Source organism: Acetobacter malorum, from assembly GCF_001580615.1.
Taxonomy (GTDB): Bacteria; Pseudomonadota; Alphaproteobacteria; order Acetobacterales; family Acetobacteraceae; genus Acetobacter; species Acetobacter malorum.
Window position 1 is genome coordinate 86,278 of the sequence record NZ_LHZC01000053.1, and the last position, 16,971, is coordinate 103,248.

The window sequence follows — 16,971 nt, forward strand, 5'->3', positions numbered from 1 at the left end:
CATGACGGACGTAAGGCGCAAAACCAAGCGGTCCAGCCTTTTCGGCCCTATCCATCTGGTACAGGACCGAGGATACAAAGATTCTTGCTGCTTTTGTGGGACGCAGACGGATAAGTGGAACACTGCACGAGACGTCCCCTGCTGCCCGGATTGCGCGGAAATGCATACAGCGGATCAGCTCCCTTCCAGGGTCGAGTGGCTTGACGAAAACACGTGGGACAAACTGGTGAACGGAGTGGAAGGTTCAGAGAATTTCGCCTTCTACCGCTTCAGGAACCGTAAGACCTTCTCGGAACTGCAGAAGGATAGAATTGACCTGCCGCCATACCAATACTCTCCCCGCTGGCAGGCACATCGGTTCTATCTGGAATGGCTGCGGGATCTGTCTGCCGGAGACCAGTTTTTTGCTCACTACGGGCTGAACGGGGAAAACTGTGCCATCTTCGAGATCTCTCGCACATCTACCAATCAGATCGTCGTAGGCAAAAAGAAGTGGAGCCGGAAGACAGGGCTTCTTATCGGGAACAATCATCCAATGTTCCGTATTCAGGAGATCACTGCTCAGAATCTCCGGAAGATCGCAGAGCAAAAGCTGCGAGAGACGGGGGCGTCAGACTGACTCTCCCGGAAGATCGGAAGTCACATCATCCCACGCGGGATGATCCTCAGACCTTTCATGGCTTCTGCCATGGGTGAATTGCAGTGGGATCGCTGATGAATAGTAGCATCACAAAGAAATATGAACTGACCGACGAAACCGTCACGACAGGCAACGGACGCACACTCCACCGGATCCGGGCGCTCATAGCGATGCCTGCAATCGGGGTCTCGGTCGGCGATCTTGGTGGGTTCGTCCAGCATGAGAAAAACCTCAGCCACGCCCGCAGCGCCTGGGTCTTTGATGATGCCCAGGTATTCGACAATGCCAGAGTATCTGGTAACGCCCAAATATTGGGGCATGCCAAAATTTGGGGTGACGCGCAGGTTTACCAGGGCGCCCATATTTGGGAGCAGGCGCGAATTTTCGGGAATGCTCATGTTTTCGGAAAGGCTCGCATTTCCGGATGGGCCGAGGTGTTCGGGCATGCTCAGATATACGAGAACGCCTGGCTGTATGGGCATGCTCAGGTGTTCGGAAAAGCCCTGGTGCTTGGATTTGCGAATGTCGTGGATGACGCAAGGGTGTTCGGCCACGCATGTGTATCAGACTATGCCAAGGTATCTGGGAGAGCAGTGACATCCGGTTATTCCAGATTGATCGGGCACACTCACATCACAGACAACGCGCGGGCCTTCTCTGCGACACACACCGGCTGTATCTCGGAATTACGTCCTGATATCGGACCTCTTTCCTATTCCCGGCAGGAAAACGGAAGAGCATCCGTCCATACCTACCTGTTTTCTGGCGATCTTGACAGTTTTGAAACGGAGGTGAAGCGGCTATACCAGGACAATCAGACGGGAAAAGAATTCTCCGCCCTGATCCACTTCATCCGCTTGCGCGCAGCGGGGTGGGATGCGGATCTGGTGAGGCAGAATGAGGCGTGGGCCGGCCATGTTTGACTGCCGATTCCCGGCAGATTAGAAAAGACGCCCGCCCGGAGCGAGTTTTCACTGCCTTGTGTGCAGTTTATCATAGACCTCATCCTGATGCTCCAGAACTGCCGGTCAGGCAGTTTCAGCAAGATATACAGCCACCTGAAGGAAACTGCCGGAAGGCAGCTCAGACGCCCATCAATTCCCACGGAATGACTGCCGCGCAGGCAGATACATCTTCCCGAACGGGAAGGCTCTTCCACCTAAAGCCCCGCAAATGAGGATTTCTTCCCGCTCGGGAAGAAGCTTCTGCCCACCAATGTCAGATCACGTGGGTGATAAGAGCCTTCACAGCATAGAAGATCCCCTTCCCAACCAGTGTCTCGACCTGTGTCGCGTCGCCCTGTCCGCCGTCTCCCGTAACATGGTAAAGCGGCAACCCCTGGTCGTGGACGAATGCAGAGATCCCTTCGGAGGGAAACGCACTCCGGTCAATGCGATAGACTACAGGCGACCCGGAAAAGCCGACATAGGCAACCTGTGGCGTATTGTCCCTTCCGTTCGTCACCCAGAGCGGCGCGTCGTGAGGATATTGCCTGACCTTGGCTTCATATCCTTTGAGCGTGATGTCCTCAGTGTCCGGCCCCACCACAGCGCGATTAAGATAGCAAAAATTGTTCTGATCCTTCAGGCAGATCTGAAGATCACCCATAGAGGCGGACAGAACCGTTTTCTCGACCCGATCGCCATTGCCCGGCGCGATATAAAACGACAACGATTTTGTCGCCACAGATCCCATCGACTCTTCGCCCGCGCCCTCGTGAGCCCTCCGATCATGCTCACCAATAATCAGCGCGTATTTTGAGAGGTCCGGAACAGGCCTTGCCGTGTGCGCGGACAGATGATTCATCACCAGCACCCCTGAGAGGAGTAAGCCAAGGGATAGGCCCACAAGAACCCGGCGATGACTGTATGCCGGGTCGAACACGCGCATTTCGCCATTTTTGTCTTTGTCGTCCATATTATCCATCAATATCTATCCTCTTAATCCTTTGGCGGGGGCATAGGACTTTTCATCGACCTCGGCGTTCGTGCATAAAACTGGAGAGGTCTGCCAATATCCGTTCTCAGACCGAGTGACCGTAACGGAGCAGTGCAAGGCTTTCCCGACGGTGGCCTGGAAGCGCTCCCCTCCGGATGTCCTTACGCGACCATCGATATGGATCAGGCTGTCTAAAGGCCCGTAAACTGTATTATCCGAAAGGGGGTTGTCATGATCCAGAAGAAGGTATCCAGACTGGTCCCCGAAGGAATACCAGTAAGTACGCCTTCCGCTTAAATCCCGCCCTTCGTCTGAGATAGTGAAGACTCTTTTCCCGATGACTGACAGGGCTATCTTCCCATATGCTTCATCATCAGAAGCCGGGCAATGGTAAGAATTGATTATTTTCATTGCCACACCTGGCAAGACGCAAGCGGAAACGGGGAGTAATGTGGCGCCAAGAACCAGCAGGTAGCCCCCCAAGCCTATCCTGGCCATCAGCGTTTCTTTCTGCCCTCCGGCCTGTCTATCACTCATAAGCCTTGGCCTTTTGCACAGCCTGCGGGTTCTCTATGTCCTTCCCTATTTGCGCGCATGATGGCGGCATATTCTGCCAGTAACCATGCTTCGTGCGCGAAACCGAGACCGTACAGCGCAGGCCCTTCCCTACGGCCAGTTTGTAGATGTCATCAGTCCCGGTTTTTTCATGGGAAATGACATGGATAAACCGGCCGGCAAGCTCTTGCCGCTCAGCATCGACGGCAGAAGCAGGGGGCGTGCTGAGGAAGGGGATGATATATCCGGTCTCTCCCCCAACATCGTAGCGACAAATTTTGTGACCATCAGGGATGCGCGCGTCACACTCTATGCTGACAAGGTCATGCCCCACGGCCATTGTCGCGAATTCGTCAGGCGAAAGATGTGAGTTCCCCATATAAACGGCCCAAAGGCACCCCCCTCCGAAAGCAATCCCCACTGCGGCCAGCAGGTAATGGATGCCCAACAGAAGGCAAAAATTCCCCCGCTTCATTTCTGACCTCCTTTGGGGACTGCTCCATCGCCCTTATCGGAGGCATTCTCGTCAGAGCATGGATCGAAAGACACAAGCCAAAACTCTGAATGAGTCTGGGGAATCAGCACGCGACAGTGAAGCGAGTTTCCCACTTTCATCACCAGTCTCTCTGCCCCTTCTTCCTGCTTTTGTTCTTCCAGAACAATCAGCCGCCTGGACAGGACATCTCGGATGCTCTCAGCGGAATCACGCCCAACCGTGAACACACCTTCCGTGCCAGCAACGACATACCCGTAATTTTCCTTGCCATCGGATGCCGGACCTTCATCCCTGATTTTCAGAAACCGCTCAGCGAGCGCAGAACGGGCGGCCGTCTCCGGAGTGAGGTTAGGGCTGGTGCAATAGGCGACAAAGGGGAACGAATAGACCCCGGATATGATCAGCGCCAAACCCGCAGCGGAATACTGGATTACGTTTCTCCGGCAATTTCCCATCATACCGCGCTCCTGTTCCAGTGCTGGCAGAGAAAAGAGGGCTGGGTCATTTATCAGTCCCCACCCACGCCTCTTCAACACCAGGGGGGAGGTCCCGGCCTCCCTCCTGCAGCCGCAAACCAGGCGGCATCTTCGCACGCACCTCTTCCCTGCTCTGCCCATGGATCAGGCAGTCTGTCGGAACAGGATGGGGGTGAGTAAGGACCATCCTGGCGCTCCACCGGCCAGCATTGTTCGGGTGGTAGACTTCCCAGACCGGCTTGCGGGCGGCCATAGCCTTCTGGTGCTTTACGTGATGTTCATTCGCAGCAATTTCTCGCGTTTGATGCTCTGTCATGATCTGGATGTGCCCACCGTCATTTTGTGCTTTTCAATCAGCATCGCGTCAGGGAGATCATAGTCGCCATCATGAGGCTTAATCTCGACGCATCGCTGCACCCAATCCCGGTGCTGGGTGTTGGGCAGACTTTCAAGGGCATGAATAAGAGTTTTTCCCGGCACAACAGATGCGGGCCGCCCACTGAGCCAATACAGAACGAACCGGCTTGGAGAAGCTGTTTTTGTCAGGCGGTCATTACGACATAATGCTTCACTCACGCCCAGGCCTCCTCAACATCTATCGGATCGCTGGGATAGCGCATGAGCTTGGTCAGACCTGAAGGGAGCTGCCTTCTCACTTCCTCCCGGCACCCTCCGTGAACGACGACATCTGTCGGTGCGGGTTCGGGATAGCGGAGGGAAAGCTTTGCGCGCCAGCCCTCGGTTTCGCTTGGCCTGTAGACCGTCCAAAGGGGCAAATAGTCTCGTAGATTGCGGTGGGCTTTACCGGCCTGGTCGCGCACATCAGCGTCCAGCGTATCTGACATCCATCTCCTCCGGAAGCTGGCGAGGGGCTGCCTCAACATGAAGCAAGCCAAAAAGGCGAAAGGATTATCAATAGTAAAAACCTTGCTGCATCAAGATTATTCTTGATGCTTGGCTAGGTTTTCCTTGCGAGGACAGACACGCGAATATCACCGCACAAGGCGGATATGCGTCAGTGCCATTATCTTTTTAAGTGTGCCCGATAACCGCAATGTGCTACATTAAGCGGATAAGGATACCGTTTTACAACTCATTGCCATCAAGGTCTTCTTTAATGAAACGTTCATGGAAGCCCCTTCCAAAATCATTAAAAAAAATAGCCCTGCTGGCTGCAATCTATGCAGTGCTTGGCACCATCCTGGCCATCGGCGTATCCGCCTCAGAGCGACATCAGATGTGTCCAAGTCAGGCCAAGGGGACGCTGGCCTGCCTCAATTATCTCCATTCCCCCTGAAACTATCTTTGCCTCTCTCATCAACCTCTCCTCCATGGCTCTTTCTCTATGCTCCAGTTGAACTTAAATCTTGTCACACAACGCCAGACGAACCGGAGGTCTTCCTACCTACCAATCCGTCCCTTCTTTGATCCTGAGCGCTACCACGTTGCGCAGATCCACAATGAGCGTATCGCCCGGCCCTTCATCCTTCAGCATCATTACTCGGGCACATTCCCGGCTGCCATCGCATCATTTGGCCTGTTCGAGACCAGAGAGGGCCGCCCAGCCGTGCTGGTGGGGGTAGTAGTGTTCGGCGTGCCTATGAGAACCCGGACTGACGTGGCCGGCCTGCTGCGCGACGGCGAGGCTCCGTGTGAGCTTGCCCGGCTCGTTTTGACAGACGCTGTGCTGAGCAATGCAGAGACGTTTTTCGTTAAGAGAGCGCTCCGGCTCCTCAATGACGCGAAGAAAACCGCAAATGGTGGCCCACGCCACCCGATCATCACAGCTTTCTCGGACCCGGTGCCCCGACAGGACGCTGCAGGCAATTCCTGCTTTCTGGGACACTACGGCTGCATCTATCAGGCATCGAACAGCTTCTACATGGGGCGTGGGAGTGCGCGTACGCTCTGGCTGGCGCCGAATGGGCAGAGTGTCGTCGCGCGTTCAATCAGCAAGATCGTCAATGGAGAGAGCGGTGCCGCTGGCGCGTATCAGCAGATCCTGAAGCTCGGTGCCCCAATGAAAACGGCCAACGAAAATCACAGGTCATGGATTGCCCGTCTGAAAGAGGATCGCTTCCTGCGTCCGCTCCGGCATCGCGGCAATCACCTCTACCTGTTCGGAAGCACAAAAGCCCATCGTCGGCATATTTCACAGAACGCTCAACTCGTGGACGCTCGCCCTAAGATGACCGATACTGCCGATTGCAAGGCAATCCGGTAAAAAGACGGCACCAAAAGGCTCTGGACAATCAACAAACCTTTCGGCTTAGTGACAGCCATCAAGAAGCTAAAAGCCAAAACTGAGCAAGAAGAATGAACAATTCACATCAAGGACAAAACACCCATCTGGTTAATCCGGTGGATTTGTCTCTTTCAAAATTCATCATGAACCGTGGGCGGGCGGTCGCTCTTTTCTCTGGCACTCCTTCACAGAAAACCATCGCTCTTGCGTTCCGCGGTGAAGAACTGCTCGACCCCCAGACGCACCAGCCCATGGCTGAAGCTCTGGAGTCCGGATTTTACGCGCTGGCAGAAGTGTTTGACACCCTCTCCTCACAGACAACGCGCGAGCACCGCTGGCTCTTCGCCGGACAAGTCGCCGACTATCCCGACATCATCCGGGAAGGCCTTGCTGCATTGCCGGAAGAGAAGCGCGAAACACAGCGAGAAAGTCTGCGATTTATTTTCTTTGATCGGCGGAAAGGCTAACCACCCGCCCTGAATGGCGGCGGGTGGCGCATCTGATAAAGGCAAGAATATCCGCCTATTCGGCGGTTGCGGTTCGGGTAACCCGCACCATAATATTTTCTAAGCCACTTCCCAGCGTCTCTCCCCATGTATCGCACGATTTCCGTGCCATCAAGGGGTCAGAACCATGGGACCGTAGCTTCCGAACTCAGTCCGTACCCAGAAAACGCGGCAGACACCGGAGCATCCAGAAGCGGGCCGTGTTTAATAAAAATCGGGTAAGACCTCGTGGATGTGCCCTTGCTACACACCGAGATCGACGGAAGTTTCAGACGCTTTTCGACACTATCAGGGATTAGCCGTTCCGCCTCCTGATCCGAAAGGCCATGTCTGCGCATCAGGCGTTTGCGCAGGCGTGGTGCACTTGATTTCGCGCGCCCCCGGCTCACGCATCGGTATTTAACCTGTTCTGGCACTGGCATAAGCCCAGATGAAAGCGTGTAGTCCTCCATCCGGAATAGCCATCCTCCATCAAGTAACCGACCGAGTGCATCCTTAGAGCCGTGGACGCGCAAGACATCGCCAACCGACATTAAGGTGTGATTTGGAAAACTCACCCCGACCTCAGAAGTCTGAAGACTAGCGATGGCGCCATGCAGCCGGTAGAAAGCACGCGACATGATGTCAGACACAGTGATTTCCTGATCCGGTGATAAACACCGGACCTGAATGAAGTGGCTCAACATGGAAGTGCTCATCAATCCGTGCTGCCGAATACGCCGCCTCGAATGATGCAGGCCATGACATAATGCTGGTCGCCTTCTGAGGGCACCTTGCCCTTAAGCATCCACCCGTCAAGGAGATTATAGAAATCACGCTTCAGTCGGGGCTGGCGAAAAGCCTTGCTCATGGTAGTCACTGCCCCGTACATCTCAGCCGCAATCGGCATGCCATCAGTATCGGGATACCACGTATCGACGGTGCGCAGCGCATTGCCAACTTTCTGCGAATGGAGTGCTGCGACAGCCCCTGATTTCGTCTCGACCGAATAGAGGGTCCGACCCTTGCTATTGCGTGTGCGCTCCATAATGAGTTCCTGGGATGGGAAAACCTCCAGCCCAGGTGCCATCCGCGCTTTGGAGACGACTTCAAGCAATGCAAGGCTTTTACCGGCAAGAGCGTCGGCGATGACCGCACCCAGGTCCATAATATCCTTGTTGCCACTCACACCCGACTCATTGAGGCGCAAGGAGAAGCTGTCGAACGTCCACGTCTTGACGGCCTTCCCGTCTTCGAGAAGGCGCACCGTTGTCTCAATGGCTTGCGCACTCAGGCGATTACGCCACAGAGCACGGGCGTTTGCGATATTCTCGGCGTATCGCAGGCCCAGGGTCCGGAAACCATCGCGAGCGATGTAATCAGCAACGACGCTCTGCACGCGCTCCCGATAAGCCGGTTCATTGCAGGCACACGGAACCCCCACATTCCCAATCACGCGCACACTGAAAGTAACCACCAGCGTATCGGCCCCCTCACCGTCGACTGGAAGCGTCGCCACATCAACAGTCTGGAGGTTCGGAGACTCAATCGCAGCGTCCAATTTCGCCGGATCCTCGTCCTTCTGCTTTTTGATGCGGTTGGAAATTGTGCCGCGCACGGCTTTTTCCCGCAGAAAAATCGGATCGCCATTGCCGGATGTGAACAGGGCATCTGACGGGTCAATCTTGCGCTCGAATGCGAGAACGGAGGGGTTGGTAATGGCGCTTTCTGGCTTGGCTTTATCGGTCGGCGGTGAGATTTGAGTCATCTGTCATGATCCTTTTGCAATAAAGTATATTGAGGAAATGAGCGGCGTCTCTAGGCCGCATTATTACGGCAGCGGTAGATCCCCGTTTCCGGGTCGTTCTCCACATGCCACAACAAACTGGAGGGAGATGACAGTCTGTGAGGACCAATCCATTCCCCTGTCGAGTAGAGCGCCTCAGCAAACTGGAATGGCACATCTGCCTGCCTTGCGCCCTCAACAGTTCCCGCGGGACTAACTGGGGTAAGACCGGCATAGCCGACTGTGATAGGCACCAGCCAGCCAGGAGATATCTCGCTCTCCCATTTGCCTTTTTCTGGATCGCCATCATGTTTGTCTGGCTGGTCTGGCGTCCATTTCCATTCACGACGACACACTGAAAGCCAGGCGTCCATCAGAGTGGCATCTGGTGAAGTGGTTCGGAGACGCTCCAGACGGGACGTCAGAACATCCTGCCGGTCGATCAGGGCAAACCCCGGCATAAGCCGATACCGCAGCCGCTGATAAGCAGGATCGTCCTCGTCGACCGGTGCATCGAATATCCAGGGCATGGGAGCGACTGCGTGGGTACCGTGAGGTGCCATAATGGAACCGCCAGCACAACGCATCTGACCAACAAGATCCCTGATTGTCTTTAGATCTTTGCTGAATGTCTCTGCATTTCCCGTACGCCAGCGTTGACATGTGACGCCGAAGACCAGAGAGATGTCGAGATGGATGCGCCCTTCCTCAATGATTGGGGCGGTGGAGCCATTTTTTGTGAGAGGGTTCCGGGTTAATCCGAAGACCTTCCGAAACCCTGATCCTCCAACCATCTCCTGATGATCGTGACACACCACACCGACTGACTCGAAGAAAACGTCCTCGATACCCGCCTGACACAATTTGCGCCCAAGCGCCCACATAAATCCCATGAACGCTGTGATCGATGGAAAGCCATGTGTCATCGGACTGGAAATGGCGTTGGCGTTCTGCACTCGCAGGCGAGGCAGAACCAGACAATGAGTAAATGACGGAGCCGTGCTCATGCCATACCTCCTGAAGCCAGACTGGGGATCTGCCATGAACTTTCTCGCAACAAAATCCGGCACCAATGGGCGAATTCTGTATCGCCCAGACCTAAAACACCGTACTGCTGCAGCGCCGCACTCAGCGCATTCGCAATGCGAGCACTCACCGCATCTTCCCACTGGCCGAGACGGCCAGCCTCAGAAGCATTCGCGCAAGCCATCGGATCAAGCCATGCCTTCTCTTCCATCGGCAGGCGACAATCAGCCGCTTCAGTCCATCCCGGCTTTTCGTAGGACCGAACCGATTCAGTAAACTCAGCGAGAGCCTGACACAGATCACCTTCAAAGACTGCGCGCTGCTTGCGCGTCTCAACCGTTGGCGGTGGATTTGTTTTCAGAAACTCTGCCAGTTCCTTGATGATATAATAGGTTCGCCGATGTTTGATGAAAGCCGGAATTGCGCTATCGCGTCGACGCAAATCGGGAACAGAGCGCCCGGCCCATTTGGGTGGCAATGACGAAAGGAGGTAACTAACGCCACGGCGGGCCGAATTGAGTGGAGAGACGTTCTGAGGGTTGGCCCCGCCTACGTGCCATTCGATGACGTCACGGTAAGAGATGCACGAATGCTCAGAGGGCCTGCCCTCCCGGCGAGCCTTCCTGGCCTCTTTGCTTTCCTCCGAAAAATTTGCTGATTGCACGGACGTATACAGTTCGTGCATCAGCGAACTGCATGCCAACGGCGCAATTACGATGAAGTCCTGGTCTTCTGCCGGATCATCCCCCTGTAGCCAGAAAACCTGTTTTATGAGGGCATCGACCCGAGGCGATTTGGGAGGCGACACAACGGACGAAAACCGCATCATCATTTCGTCGCCCGCCGCACTGGACGGCGCCAGCGCTTCCCTCAGGGCCGGATCATTCGCCAGGACGTAATCCAGCAGGCGCTTCCCATCTACACGAAGATTGAGGAAAGCGATTACATACAGAGCGGATGCATTTTTCGCTGAAGCATCCTCAGGAAAATCTGCCCCCATCGCGTTGCGCGCCACAACGTCACAGTGCGGCAGAGTGTCAGGCGGCGCGTAGAAGCTGTCGCACTGTGAGGATGAATGAGTAATCCGGGCGACGTGAGTTGCGAACTGGATTGCCTGAGCATCCTCGGCCGCTTTCTCAATCCACGCTTGATAGGCGTATCGCGGATCGCCCTCCGGAAGTTTTTTTGCCTCGCGTCGAGCTTCGATAAATTTCTTTATGGCCGCCCTGAATATCGCTGTTCTCTCAGATTGCGAGTACGTATTCATTTCACAATCAGCCCCCTTTTCATTCGCTCCTATACACGGTGAATCCGAGAATAGGTTGGTAGCGCCAGCCAAAATCAGAATTCGGAACACGGACTGACGTGAGCGCCACCTTTGCGGGGGAAACTATTCCAGAATTAATCTTGTGGTCAAGGCCATATAGTGGTGAGGGTTTCCAAGGATAAAGTCCGTCAATTTTCACATCGTGTCGAAGGCTCTTTTCCACAGGCACATACAAACTCTTACCCTTTTCCCCATCTTCTCGATAAAGGCGAAGAACCCCATCTTCATCGGGCAACAGAACGAGCGTCACCTCTTTCCCTGAGGACGCTCGAAAGGGCTGTTGCTGCGGAAGAACCCCCGTCAGAAGCGACTGCGGGAACTTCCACACGAGATAAGACATGAAGTTTGCCGGTCTGAATGCAGATGCAGACTGGTATCTCTGACGCCGAGATCTCGATGCGACTGGTTCTCTCACTTCCTCTGGAAGCATATTGCGCACCAGTGCAGATTGCTCCAGATCCGCAAGGCTTGTTGCGGAGCGCCATTCAGAGCGAGGTGGTGGATTAATCCTTGGGCGCGCGTCGATGTGCTTTAGAAAATCACTCTTCAGAAGATCTTGTGCATGATGGGTCGCAAGACGAAAATCGCCATGTTTCCCCTCAAAACCTGGACGGCAGTAGGCCGCTTCAGAGGGCTTTAGGATTGCTCGGATTGGCATATCCAGGATCGCTATGTTCGCCTCACTCGGAACCTGACGGCGGTGGCGCTGAATACGCCCAGCCAACTGAATTATCGAACGAACAGATGAAGGCTCCACAACCGCCCAATCAGCATCCCAGTCGCGGCCAACCTCACACACCGGCGATGCCAGCACGATAAAGAGATGACCTTTATCCGGATCAATGTCGATTGCATTGCGGATCTCTGGCTCTGAAAGAGCAGTATCCGGGTTCTTGCGGGTGAACGACCGGTCCAGCATATTCTCAATCGCAGCCCGGTGAGCCAATGGGAAACCCCCATGGTAAACGCAAAGATGAACGCGCACGCCAGGAAGTTGCTCAGCGCGAAACAGGATCTGAGCCACGTCAAAAATAGGCTCTACGTTGGCCATGCGCACCAGGCCGAAGCTCACCCGCTGTCCAGTGACAGGATCGACACCAGCGTGTCGCTCATGCATCGTTTGACAGGAAGCCAGGATCGTCTTTGCATAAGCATCCAACACGTCCTGGCGTTCGCCTCCCTCCGGAATGATCACCGGTACAGTTTCAGCGACCCGAAGAGCCGGTTGCTGTGCAAGCTCGGACGCTCGCGCAGCTACAAAAGCCCCATGCTGATCCCGAAAGGATGCAACGTCAGGCGGGGTATCCGATATACAAGAAAACTCGTCCACCCACAGGCACGTGACCCCTACCCCGCCATCTTCACCTAGCCCATGGTTTTCGTCATAACACCGTCTCCCTGTCCGGTATGCCTCGTACATCCCCTCGACCATTGCCGGAGGAAGTGTGGCAGAGGAAAGGATTACGCGCGCGCCAAGCAGTCCTGCGAGATGCATCATGCGCGTTAGCGCTGGCATATCATTGAGATCGTAATCATCTACTTCATCGAACACGATATCAGACGTCATTAGACGCAGGCTGGGGACGATGTGGCCTCCCCCACGTCGAGATTCCGTGGCAGGCGCAATATGGTCAACTGTGCAAACGACCACAGGCGTTGCCAGAAGTTTCTCGATCTTTCTGTCCCCGACAAGTCGACTGACAACCGGATGAGAGCCATCAACGCCTCCCTCCACAACATAACCGTCATCCAGGAGCGACTGCGTTGATTCAGATCCCGAAGCCGCCGCCTGGTCCGCGTAATGCTCGAACAGCGTCCTGCTGGCTACGCCACCAACAAGAATGGCGATATCATTCGGGCTAAGACCAACATCTCTGCGATAAACTTCACCTGTCTGCAATGTGAGTGCTCGCAGGCCCAGGGCGTAGGTCAATCTTAATCCGTCACGCTCGCTGGAAAGGGCGTTCATGATTTTGGCGTTTGCTATTGTTTTTCCGCAGCCAGTAGACGCCATGCACACAATGAAGGCCCCGCCTTTTTCCGCTCTGTCACGAAGAGTGCGCGCCTTGTCCACTGCAGCATCCTGCCATCTGAAGCTGTCTTCAGGCGAACGTCGCTGCAAGGCACGATGACGTTTAATGCTGGGGAGGAACTGCTTGACGGAAGGCAGTGCGTAGGCCACCTGTCCTGCCGCACGCGCGACACCAAGCAAATGATCAACAAGCGGCTCTTTCAGGCGCCCTTTACTATCTGTGTTGGCAAACAGGATAGCCTTCGATGCCTTTGCCACCTTTCCGGTGCGAGGCAGGCTGGAATGATGATGATCGGCCAGCATCAGACTAAGGCGCGCGAGATGCATTACATAAGCGTCCTGCGACACCCCCGCGCCGCTACCACCCGAGGCGCAATCCCGATCCAACAACTCCATCGCTTTGTGAGCAAGACGCCGTGCTGCAGCACTCCATTTTTTATCACAGACCGGCTGCGCCTCAGACAACCCGGCCATACTCCAGCATGCTTGTATGTCTTCCTGAGTGTCGCCATCGAATTCCTGGCTGTTCCAGGACGCTGTAATCTCAGAAAGCGGGTCTGCAAGGAAATCCAAAGGAAATGATGGAGATTTCTTCCCAAGCCACTCCTGCTTTCCATCGTTCATTACCGGGATCAGAGGTATTCTGTGATGTGATACCACAAGCCATGCCACTGCAGCAGCAAGCGGAGGGAGATGTGGGAACGGCATGGACCTTCCACTGTCAATGCCATCGCGCACAAAGAATTCCGGATCTGTCCATCGTCCGGTATGAGGCAGAGAATCCGCAAGACGTTCGAGCCAAATCCGGTCATTGTCTGCATCCCCTACAAACGCCGAGAGCATACGAACAGATACCCACTCATGACGATAAGGGCTCCTCTTGGGCACACTGGATCTCAGTTTTTCCTGGAACCCCACGCTCCCCTTGCCAAGATCGTGAAACAGTGCGGCCATTTGCGCCAAAAGAACGACTAAATCCTTAGATCGCCACATGGTTTCATCATCCGCTCTCAGAATATCGCGGACTGTTGTATTCGTCGGGACGTTTCCGGCCTCATCAAAGCGACTGCGATCGCCAACGAACCAAAGAACATCGGCGCCGCTTGCCCCCGTTAAATTATGACAAGCAACAGCAGTATTGCGTCTCGCTGATCTGCGAAGAAGGCCATGAAGAGTTTCCAAGCCCTGCTTGGTTATCCGCGTTTGCCACGTGCGGTCCCCTTTTCTCTGAGCGAACTGATCTAATATGCGTCGCGTTTCAGTGAGTGCACGCTTGTCACATTGGGAAATGAAAAGGACGTTCATGGATTTTGGATCGTAACCTTAAATTCCGATGATATGGCCTTGACGGCATCAATCATAAAGTCGAGAGCCTGATTTTTTATGAGGGTATCTGTGCAGGCGTTGCGGAACGCAGTTTCATCGTCTCCGCGCATGGCCGATATGAAGGCCTGCGGCATAATCAGAGCATCTTTTACAAGATCCGCCACATCGAACACCAGCCCACCTCGCCTTGTCTTGCCGTGAAGAACGGCGAAGCCATGTGGTATACCTAGAACCCACAATGCCGTTGCGCCAAGTCCGTAAGCTAAATAATTTCCATGGTCTAGGAATCTGTTCGCAGGATCACTCGCATCGCCATCGCGTGACCGGATAAAATTCCCATAACTAACTGCAGAAGCTGCCATGCGAAAAAGAGCCTTCGTTATCCTTGCTTCTTCTGTAAGCAAGGATTGAGTATCTGGCATAGCCTGAACTGCTCTTTTACTTTCACGAAGAAGTCCATCAAGAGCATCGCGATCTGGCCTGAAGCCGACCTTCTGCAAGCCTGGCGCTCTCCACGTCATGGCTATTTTATCATAACGCATAACCTGGAACGCTTTCGCCGCTTGCAAGCGGCGAACATCGTCAAACCAAAAAGACATCCACCCCTGAACATACTCAGTAGGACGGTATTCACTTTGTGGAGATAGCCAGTAGAAATCAGCCACACCAGACGTCCCGGCGAAAAGCGGCGTCCCACCACCGGCGCAGAACCCGATCATTACCCCTGCCTTCGCGAGTTCTCGAACGGCGGCTTGCGTTATCGAGGTTCCTGGCCCGAGGAGCAATGTTGTTGTGTTTGCAATCGGCACATTCCAATACAATCTTTTCTTGCCTGCATCCGTTACATACTCGACGCGACCGCCGTTCACGAGAAGACGGCAATATTCCAAATAATAAATGTTGGCGCGCTTAGAATGCAGGATGGTCTTGAGAGAAGAAGGAGAAATTTCATCCATGAGCTAAATATCCTACAAAGCCACTTAACCTTGGTGCTTACACGCTTTCGCGGCAAATCGTCTCGATTAAGATCTTTTTTTTTGACCCTAAAAAATATACAGTTAAAACAATAGGATATTAAACCTCTCCGAAAAAGGGTATGGAACAAGAAAAGAAGAAACTTTGGCGGATTTCAGCCACATCTGGCTAAAATCTCTCTACATCACCGCCGCATAGGCGGCTTAGAAAAGAACAGAAGCCGCAACAAAAGAGGCGGCGGACATCACCGCCGCATAGGCGGCTTAGAAAGGAGATGTCCGACTGATTCCCGCATCCGTCCGACATCACCGCCGCATAGGCGGCTTAGAAATTGCAGCGCTCATCGGAGAAAAGCTTCTGGCCCATCACCGCCGCATAGGCGGCTTAGAAAATACCTTCGGACACAACCACCACGGCACGGTTCATCACCGCCGCATAGGCGGCTTAGAAAGCTCAGCGTCTGTCCGTGGCCGATTTTGGTCTCATCACCGCCGCATAGGCGGCTTAGAAACTGACGTAGTCGAGACCCACTGCGACGAATTTCATCACCGCCGCATAGGCGGCTTAGAAATTTTAATCTCGGCCTGATAGGCTTTTTCCCCTGCATCACCGCCGCATAGGCGGCTTAGAAATCTGCCCACCACAGTCATACCGCCGTTCTCACCATCACCGCCGCATAGGCGGCTTAGAAACGTGGCGGAAGCGGTCATAAAAGCCGGCATTTCATCACCGCCGCATAGGCGGCTTAGAAAAGCCGAGAGGAAACGAGCGCAGCGTTCACGCCCATCACCGCCGCATAGGCGGCTTAGAAAAGCGACAACCGTTTAACCTCGGCATCGTAGGCCATCACCGCCGCATAGGCGGCTTAGAAAAGTTCTAACTATCCGCATGATCGAAACTATCGCATCACCGCCGCATAGGCGGCTTAGAAAAAGCGCAGCGGCATGGGCGTGGGTGAATGGCTCATCACCGCCGCATAGGCGGCTTAGAAACCATTCGTTATCCTTCTCTCAAGCCCCCATGGCATCACCGCCGCATAGGCGGCTTAGAAAAGCGAGAAGTTTTTCTCCGATTAGCGCAGCGACATCACCGCCGCATAGGCGGCTTAGAAAGGGATACATTCTCCAAAAACAGGAACACCCACCATCACCGCCGCATAGGCGACTTAGAAACAGAGTAGCCCACTAGACGGCTCTGTTGTGCGCATCACCGCCGCATAGGCGGCTTAGAAAAGCGCGGCTGGAGTTCTCGCTGCGCTTCAAGCCATCACCGCCGCATAGGCGGCTTAGAAACCTTATTTCTTGACGCTTACCCCTAAATCACACATCACCGCCGCGCAGGCGGCTTAGAAAAGCATGCTCTCTCCCGCACAGGCTAGAGCGTACATCACCGCCGCATAGGCGGCTTAGAAACAGCATTGGCCGGCTGGAAAGAAGCTCACCCAGCAGCACCGTCGCACAGGCGGCTTAGAAATTATTGATTTGGCAAACCAAGGAAAAGGTCTTCCATCACCGTCGCACAGGCGGATTAGAAATGCTCCTGCAGCGTCTCAAGGCGCTGACGTATCATCACCGCCGCATAGGCGGCTTAGAAAGAAAAGGCCAGTTTCCAGAGAAAGCGCGTCGCTACGCCGAAGAAAACCTTCCTACGGCATAGACAGATAC

General features: G+C 54.4%; 18 protein-coding genes and 1 CRISPR repeat array. Of the genes, 5 read left to right on the top strand and 13 right to left on the bottom strand.

What is annotated here, in order from left to right:
• The first annotated feature begins 160 nt into the window (after positions 1-160).
• Complete coding sequence (locus tag AD930_RS11065; protein WP_156477005.1) at positions 161-619, top strand: hypothetical protein; 459 nt, start codon at positions 161-163, stop codon at positions 617-619.
• A gap of 95 nt (positions 620-714) precedes the next feature.
• A complete protein-coding gene (locus tag AD930_RS11070; protein WP_061506289.1) occupies positions 715-1,563 on the top strand; it encodes a hypothetical protein in 849 nt (282 codons plus the stop codon).
• Between the two features lie 295 nt (positions 1,564-1,858).
• Here AD930_RS11070 and AD930_RS11075 read toward each other — a convergent pair whose 3' ends face one another.
• From AD930_RS11075 to AD930_RS11105, 7 genes are read right to left on the bottom strand one after another with little or no spacing between them, the layout of a single operon-like run.
• On the bottom strand, positions 1,859-2,566 hold the full coding sequence (locus tag AD930_RS11075; protein WP_061506290.1) for a hypothetical protein: 708 nt from the start codon (positions 2,564-2,566) through the stop codon (positions 1,859-1,861).
• Between the two features lie 6 nt (positions 2,567-2,572).
• The gene (locus AD930_RS11080; RefSeq protein ID WP_061506291.1) at positions 2,573-3,115 is read right to left on the bottom strand and encodes a hypothetical protein; all 543 of its coding nucleotides are present in this window, start codon (positions 3,113-3,115) and stop codon (positions 2,573-2,575) included.
• Positions 3,108-3,608, bottom strand: a complete 501-nt coding sequence (locus AD930_RS11085; RefSeq protein WP_061506292.1) for a hypothetical protein — start codon at positions 3,606-3,608, stop codon at positions 3,108-3,110. Before AD930_RS11085 ends, AD930_RS11080 begins: the two co-directional genes overlap by 8 nt.
• A complete protein-coding gene (locus AD930_RS11090; RefSeq protein ID WP_061506293.1) occupies positions 3,605-4,087 on the bottom strand; it encodes a hypothetical protein in 483 nt (160 codons plus the stop codon). The genes AD930_RS11085 and AD930_RS11090 overlap by 4 nt, the downstream gene beginning before the upstream one ends.
• A gap of 43 nt (positions 4,088-4,130) precedes the next feature.
• Positions 4,131-4,421 (bottom strand): hypothetical protein, encoded by a 291-nt coding sequence (locus AD930_RS11095; protein WP_061506294.1) that lies wholly within the window; start codon positions 4,419-4,421, stop codon positions 4,131-4,133.
• The gene (locus tag AD930_RS11100) at positions 4,418-4,681 is read right to left on the bottom strand and encodes a hypothetical protein (RefSeq protein WP_061506295.1); all 264 of its coding nucleotides are present in this window, start codon (positions 4,679-4,681) and stop codon (positions 4,418-4,420) included. The genes AD930_RS11095 and AD930_RS11100 overlap by 4 nt, the downstream gene beginning before the upstream one ends.
• On the bottom strand, positions 4,678-4,950 hold the full coding sequence (locus AD930_RS11105) for a hypothetical protein (protein WP_061506296.1): 273 nt from the start codon (positions 4,948-4,950) through the stop codon (positions 4,678-4,680). Before AD930_RS11105 ends, AD930_RS11100 begins: the two co-directional genes overlap by 4 nt.
• A 272-nt stretch (positions 4,951-5,222) precedes the next feature.
• Here AD930_RS11105 and AD930_RS17870 point away from each other — a divergent pair, with 272 nt between their 5' ends.
• The 3 genes from AD930_RS17870 (at position 5,223) to AD930_RS11115 (ending at position 6,817) form a co-directional block, all read left to right on the top strand.
• Positions 5,223-5,402: a hypothetical protein gene (locus AD930_RS17870; RefSeq protein ID WP_156477006.1), complete on the top strand. Its 180-nt coding sequence runs from the start codon at positions 5,223-5,225 to the stop codon at positions 5,400-5,402.
• A 48-nt stretch (positions 5,403-5,450) separates the two neighbouring features.
• Positions 5,451-6,329 (top strand): Mom family adenine methylcarbamoylation protein, encoded by an 879-nt coding sequence (locus AD930_RS11110; protein WP_156477007.1) that lies wholly within the window; start codon positions 5,451-5,453, stop codon positions 6,327-6,329.
• A gap of 92 nt (positions 6,330-6,421) precedes the next feature.
• Positions 6,422-6,817, top strand: a complete 396-nt coding sequence (locus tag AD930_RS11115; protein ID WP_061506298.1) for a hypothetical protein — start codon at positions 6,422-6,424, stop codon at positions 6,815-6,817.
• Positions 6,818-6,975: 158 nt separating this feature from the next.
• Here AD930_RS11115 and cas6f read toward each other — a convergent pair whose 3' ends face one another.
• Genes cas6f through cas1f form a run of 6 tightly spaced genes read right to left on the bottom strand, consistent with a single transcriptional unit; the run spans position 6,976 to position 15,288 of the window.
• The gene (gene cas6f, locus AD930_RS18520; RefSeq protein ID WP_061506299.1) at positions 6,976-7,554 is read right to left on the bottom strand and encodes a type I-F CRISPR-associated endoribonuclease Cas6/Csy4; all 579 of its coding nucleotides are present in this window, start codon (positions 7,552-7,554) and stop codon (positions 6,976-6,978) included.
• Positions 7,554-8,603: a type I-F CRISPR-associated protein Csy3 gene (gene csy3, locus AD930_RS11125; RefSeq protein ID WP_061506300.1), complete on the bottom strand. Its 1,050-nt coding sequence runs from the start codon at positions 8,601-8,603 to the stop codon at positions 7,554-7,556. The genes cas6f and csy3 overlap by 1 nt, the downstream gene beginning before the upstream one ends.
• Before the next feature lie 50 nt (positions 8,604-8,653).
• Positions 8,654-9,628 (bottom strand): type I-F CRISPR-associated protein Csy2, encoded by a 975-nt coding sequence (gene csy2, locus AD930_RS11130; RefSeq protein WP_061506301.1) that lies wholly within the window; start codon positions 9,626-9,628, stop codon positions 8,654-8,656.
• On the bottom strand, positions 9,625-10,914 hold the full coding sequence (gene csy1 / locus AD930_RS11135) for a type I-F CRISPR-associated protein Csy1 (RefSeq protein WP_061506302.1): 1,290 nt from the start codon (positions 10,912-10,914) through the stop codon (positions 9,625-9,627). Before csy1 ends, csy2 begins: the two co-directional genes overlap by 4 nt.
• Positions 10,915-10,933: 19 nt before the next feature.
• The gene (gene cas3f, locus AD930_RS11140) at positions 10,934-14,311 is read right to left on the bottom strand and encodes a type I-F CRISPR-associated helicase Cas3f (RefSeq protein ID WP_061506303.1); all 3,378 of its coding nucleotides are present in this window, start codon (positions 14,309-14,311) and stop codon (positions 10,934-10,936) included.
• Positions 14,308-15,288 carry a type I-F CRISPR-associated endonuclease Cas1f gene (gene cas1f / locus AD930_RS11145; protein ID WP_061506304.1) on the bottom strand — a complete coding sequence of 327 codons (981 nt, stop codon included), beginning with the start codon at positions 15,286-15,288 and terminating at the stop codon, positions 14,308-14,310. Before cas1f ends, cas3f begins: the two co-directional genes overlap by 4 nt.
• A 201-nt stretch (positions 15,289-15,489) precedes the next feature.
• Positions 15,490-16,901: a CRISPR direct-repeat array (repeat unit 28 nt; unit sequence CATCACCGCCGCATAGGCGGCTTAGAAA).
• The last annotated feature ends 70 nt before the right edge of the window (positions 16,902-16,971 follow it).

Excerpts from the sequence above, each read along its gene's own strand:
- AD930_RS11065 (WP_156477005.1), top strand. The coding sequence starts at position 161 with ATGCATACAGCGGATCAGCTCCCTTCCAGGGTCGAGTGGCTTGACGAA.
- AD930_RS11070 (WP_061506289.1), top strand. The coding sequence starts at position 715 with ATGAATAGTAGCATCACAAAGAAATATGAACTGACCGACGAAACCGTC.
- AD930_RS11075 (WP_061506290.1), bottom strand. The coding sequence starts at position 2,566 with ATGGATAATATGGACGACAAAGACAAAAATGGCGAAATGCGCGTGTTC.
- AD930_RS11080 (WP_061506291.1), bottom strand. The coding sequence starts at position 3,115 with ATGAGTGATAGACAGGCCGGAGGGCAGAAAGAAACGCTGATGGCCAGG.
- AD930_RS11085 (WP_061506292.1), bottom strand. The coding sequence starts at position 3,608 with ATGAAGCGGGGGAATTTTTGCCTTCTGTTGGGCATCCATTACCTGCTG.
- AD930_RS11090 (WP_061506293.1), bottom strand. The coding sequence starts at position 4,087 with ATGATGGGAAATTGCCGGAGAAACGTAATCCAGTATTCCGCTGCGGGT.
- AD930_RS11095 (WP_061506294.1), bottom strand. The coding sequence starts at position 4,421 with ATGACAGAGCATCAAACGCGAGAAATTGCTGCGAATGAACATCACGTA.
- AD930_RS11105 (WP_061506296.1), bottom strand. The coding sequence starts at position 4,950 with ATGTCAGATACGCTGGACGCTGATGTGCGCGACCAGGCCGGTAAAGCC.
- AD930_RS17870 (WP_156477006.1), top strand. The coding sequence starts at position 5,223 with ATGAAACGTTCATGGAAGCCCCTTCCAAAATCATTAAAAAAAATAGCC.
- AD930_RS11110 (WP_156477007.1), top strand. The coding sequence starts at position 5,451 with ATGCTCCAGTTGAACTTAAATCTTGTCACACAACGCCAGACGAACCGG.
- AD930_RS11115 (WP_061506298.1), top strand. The coding sequence starts at position 6,422 with ATGAACAATTCACATCAAGGACAAAACACCCATCTGGTTAATCCGGTG.
- cas6f (WP_061506299.1), bottom strand. The coding sequence starts at position 7,554 with ATGAGCACTTCCATGTTGAGCCACTTCATTCAGGTCCGGTGTTTATCA.
- csy3 (WP_061506300.1), bottom strand. The coding sequence starts at position 8,603 with ATGACTCAAATCTCACCGCCGACCGATAAAGCCAAGCCAGAAAGCGCC.
- csy2 (WP_061506301.1), bottom strand. The coding sequence starts at position 9,628 with ATGAGCACGGCTCCGTCATTTACTCATTGTCTGGTTCTGCCTCGCCTG.
- csy1 (WP_061506302.1), bottom strand. The coding sequence starts at position 10,914 with ATGAATACGTACTCGCAATCTGAGAGAACAGCGATATTCAGGGCGGCC.
- cas3f (WP_061506303.1), bottom strand. The coding sequence starts at position 14,311 with ATGAACGTCCTTTTCATTTCCCAATGTGACAAGCGTGCACTCACTGAA.
- cas1f (WP_061506304.1), bottom strand. The coding sequence starts at position 15,288 with ATGGATGAAATTTCTCCTTCTTCTCTCAAGACCATCCTGCATTCTAAG.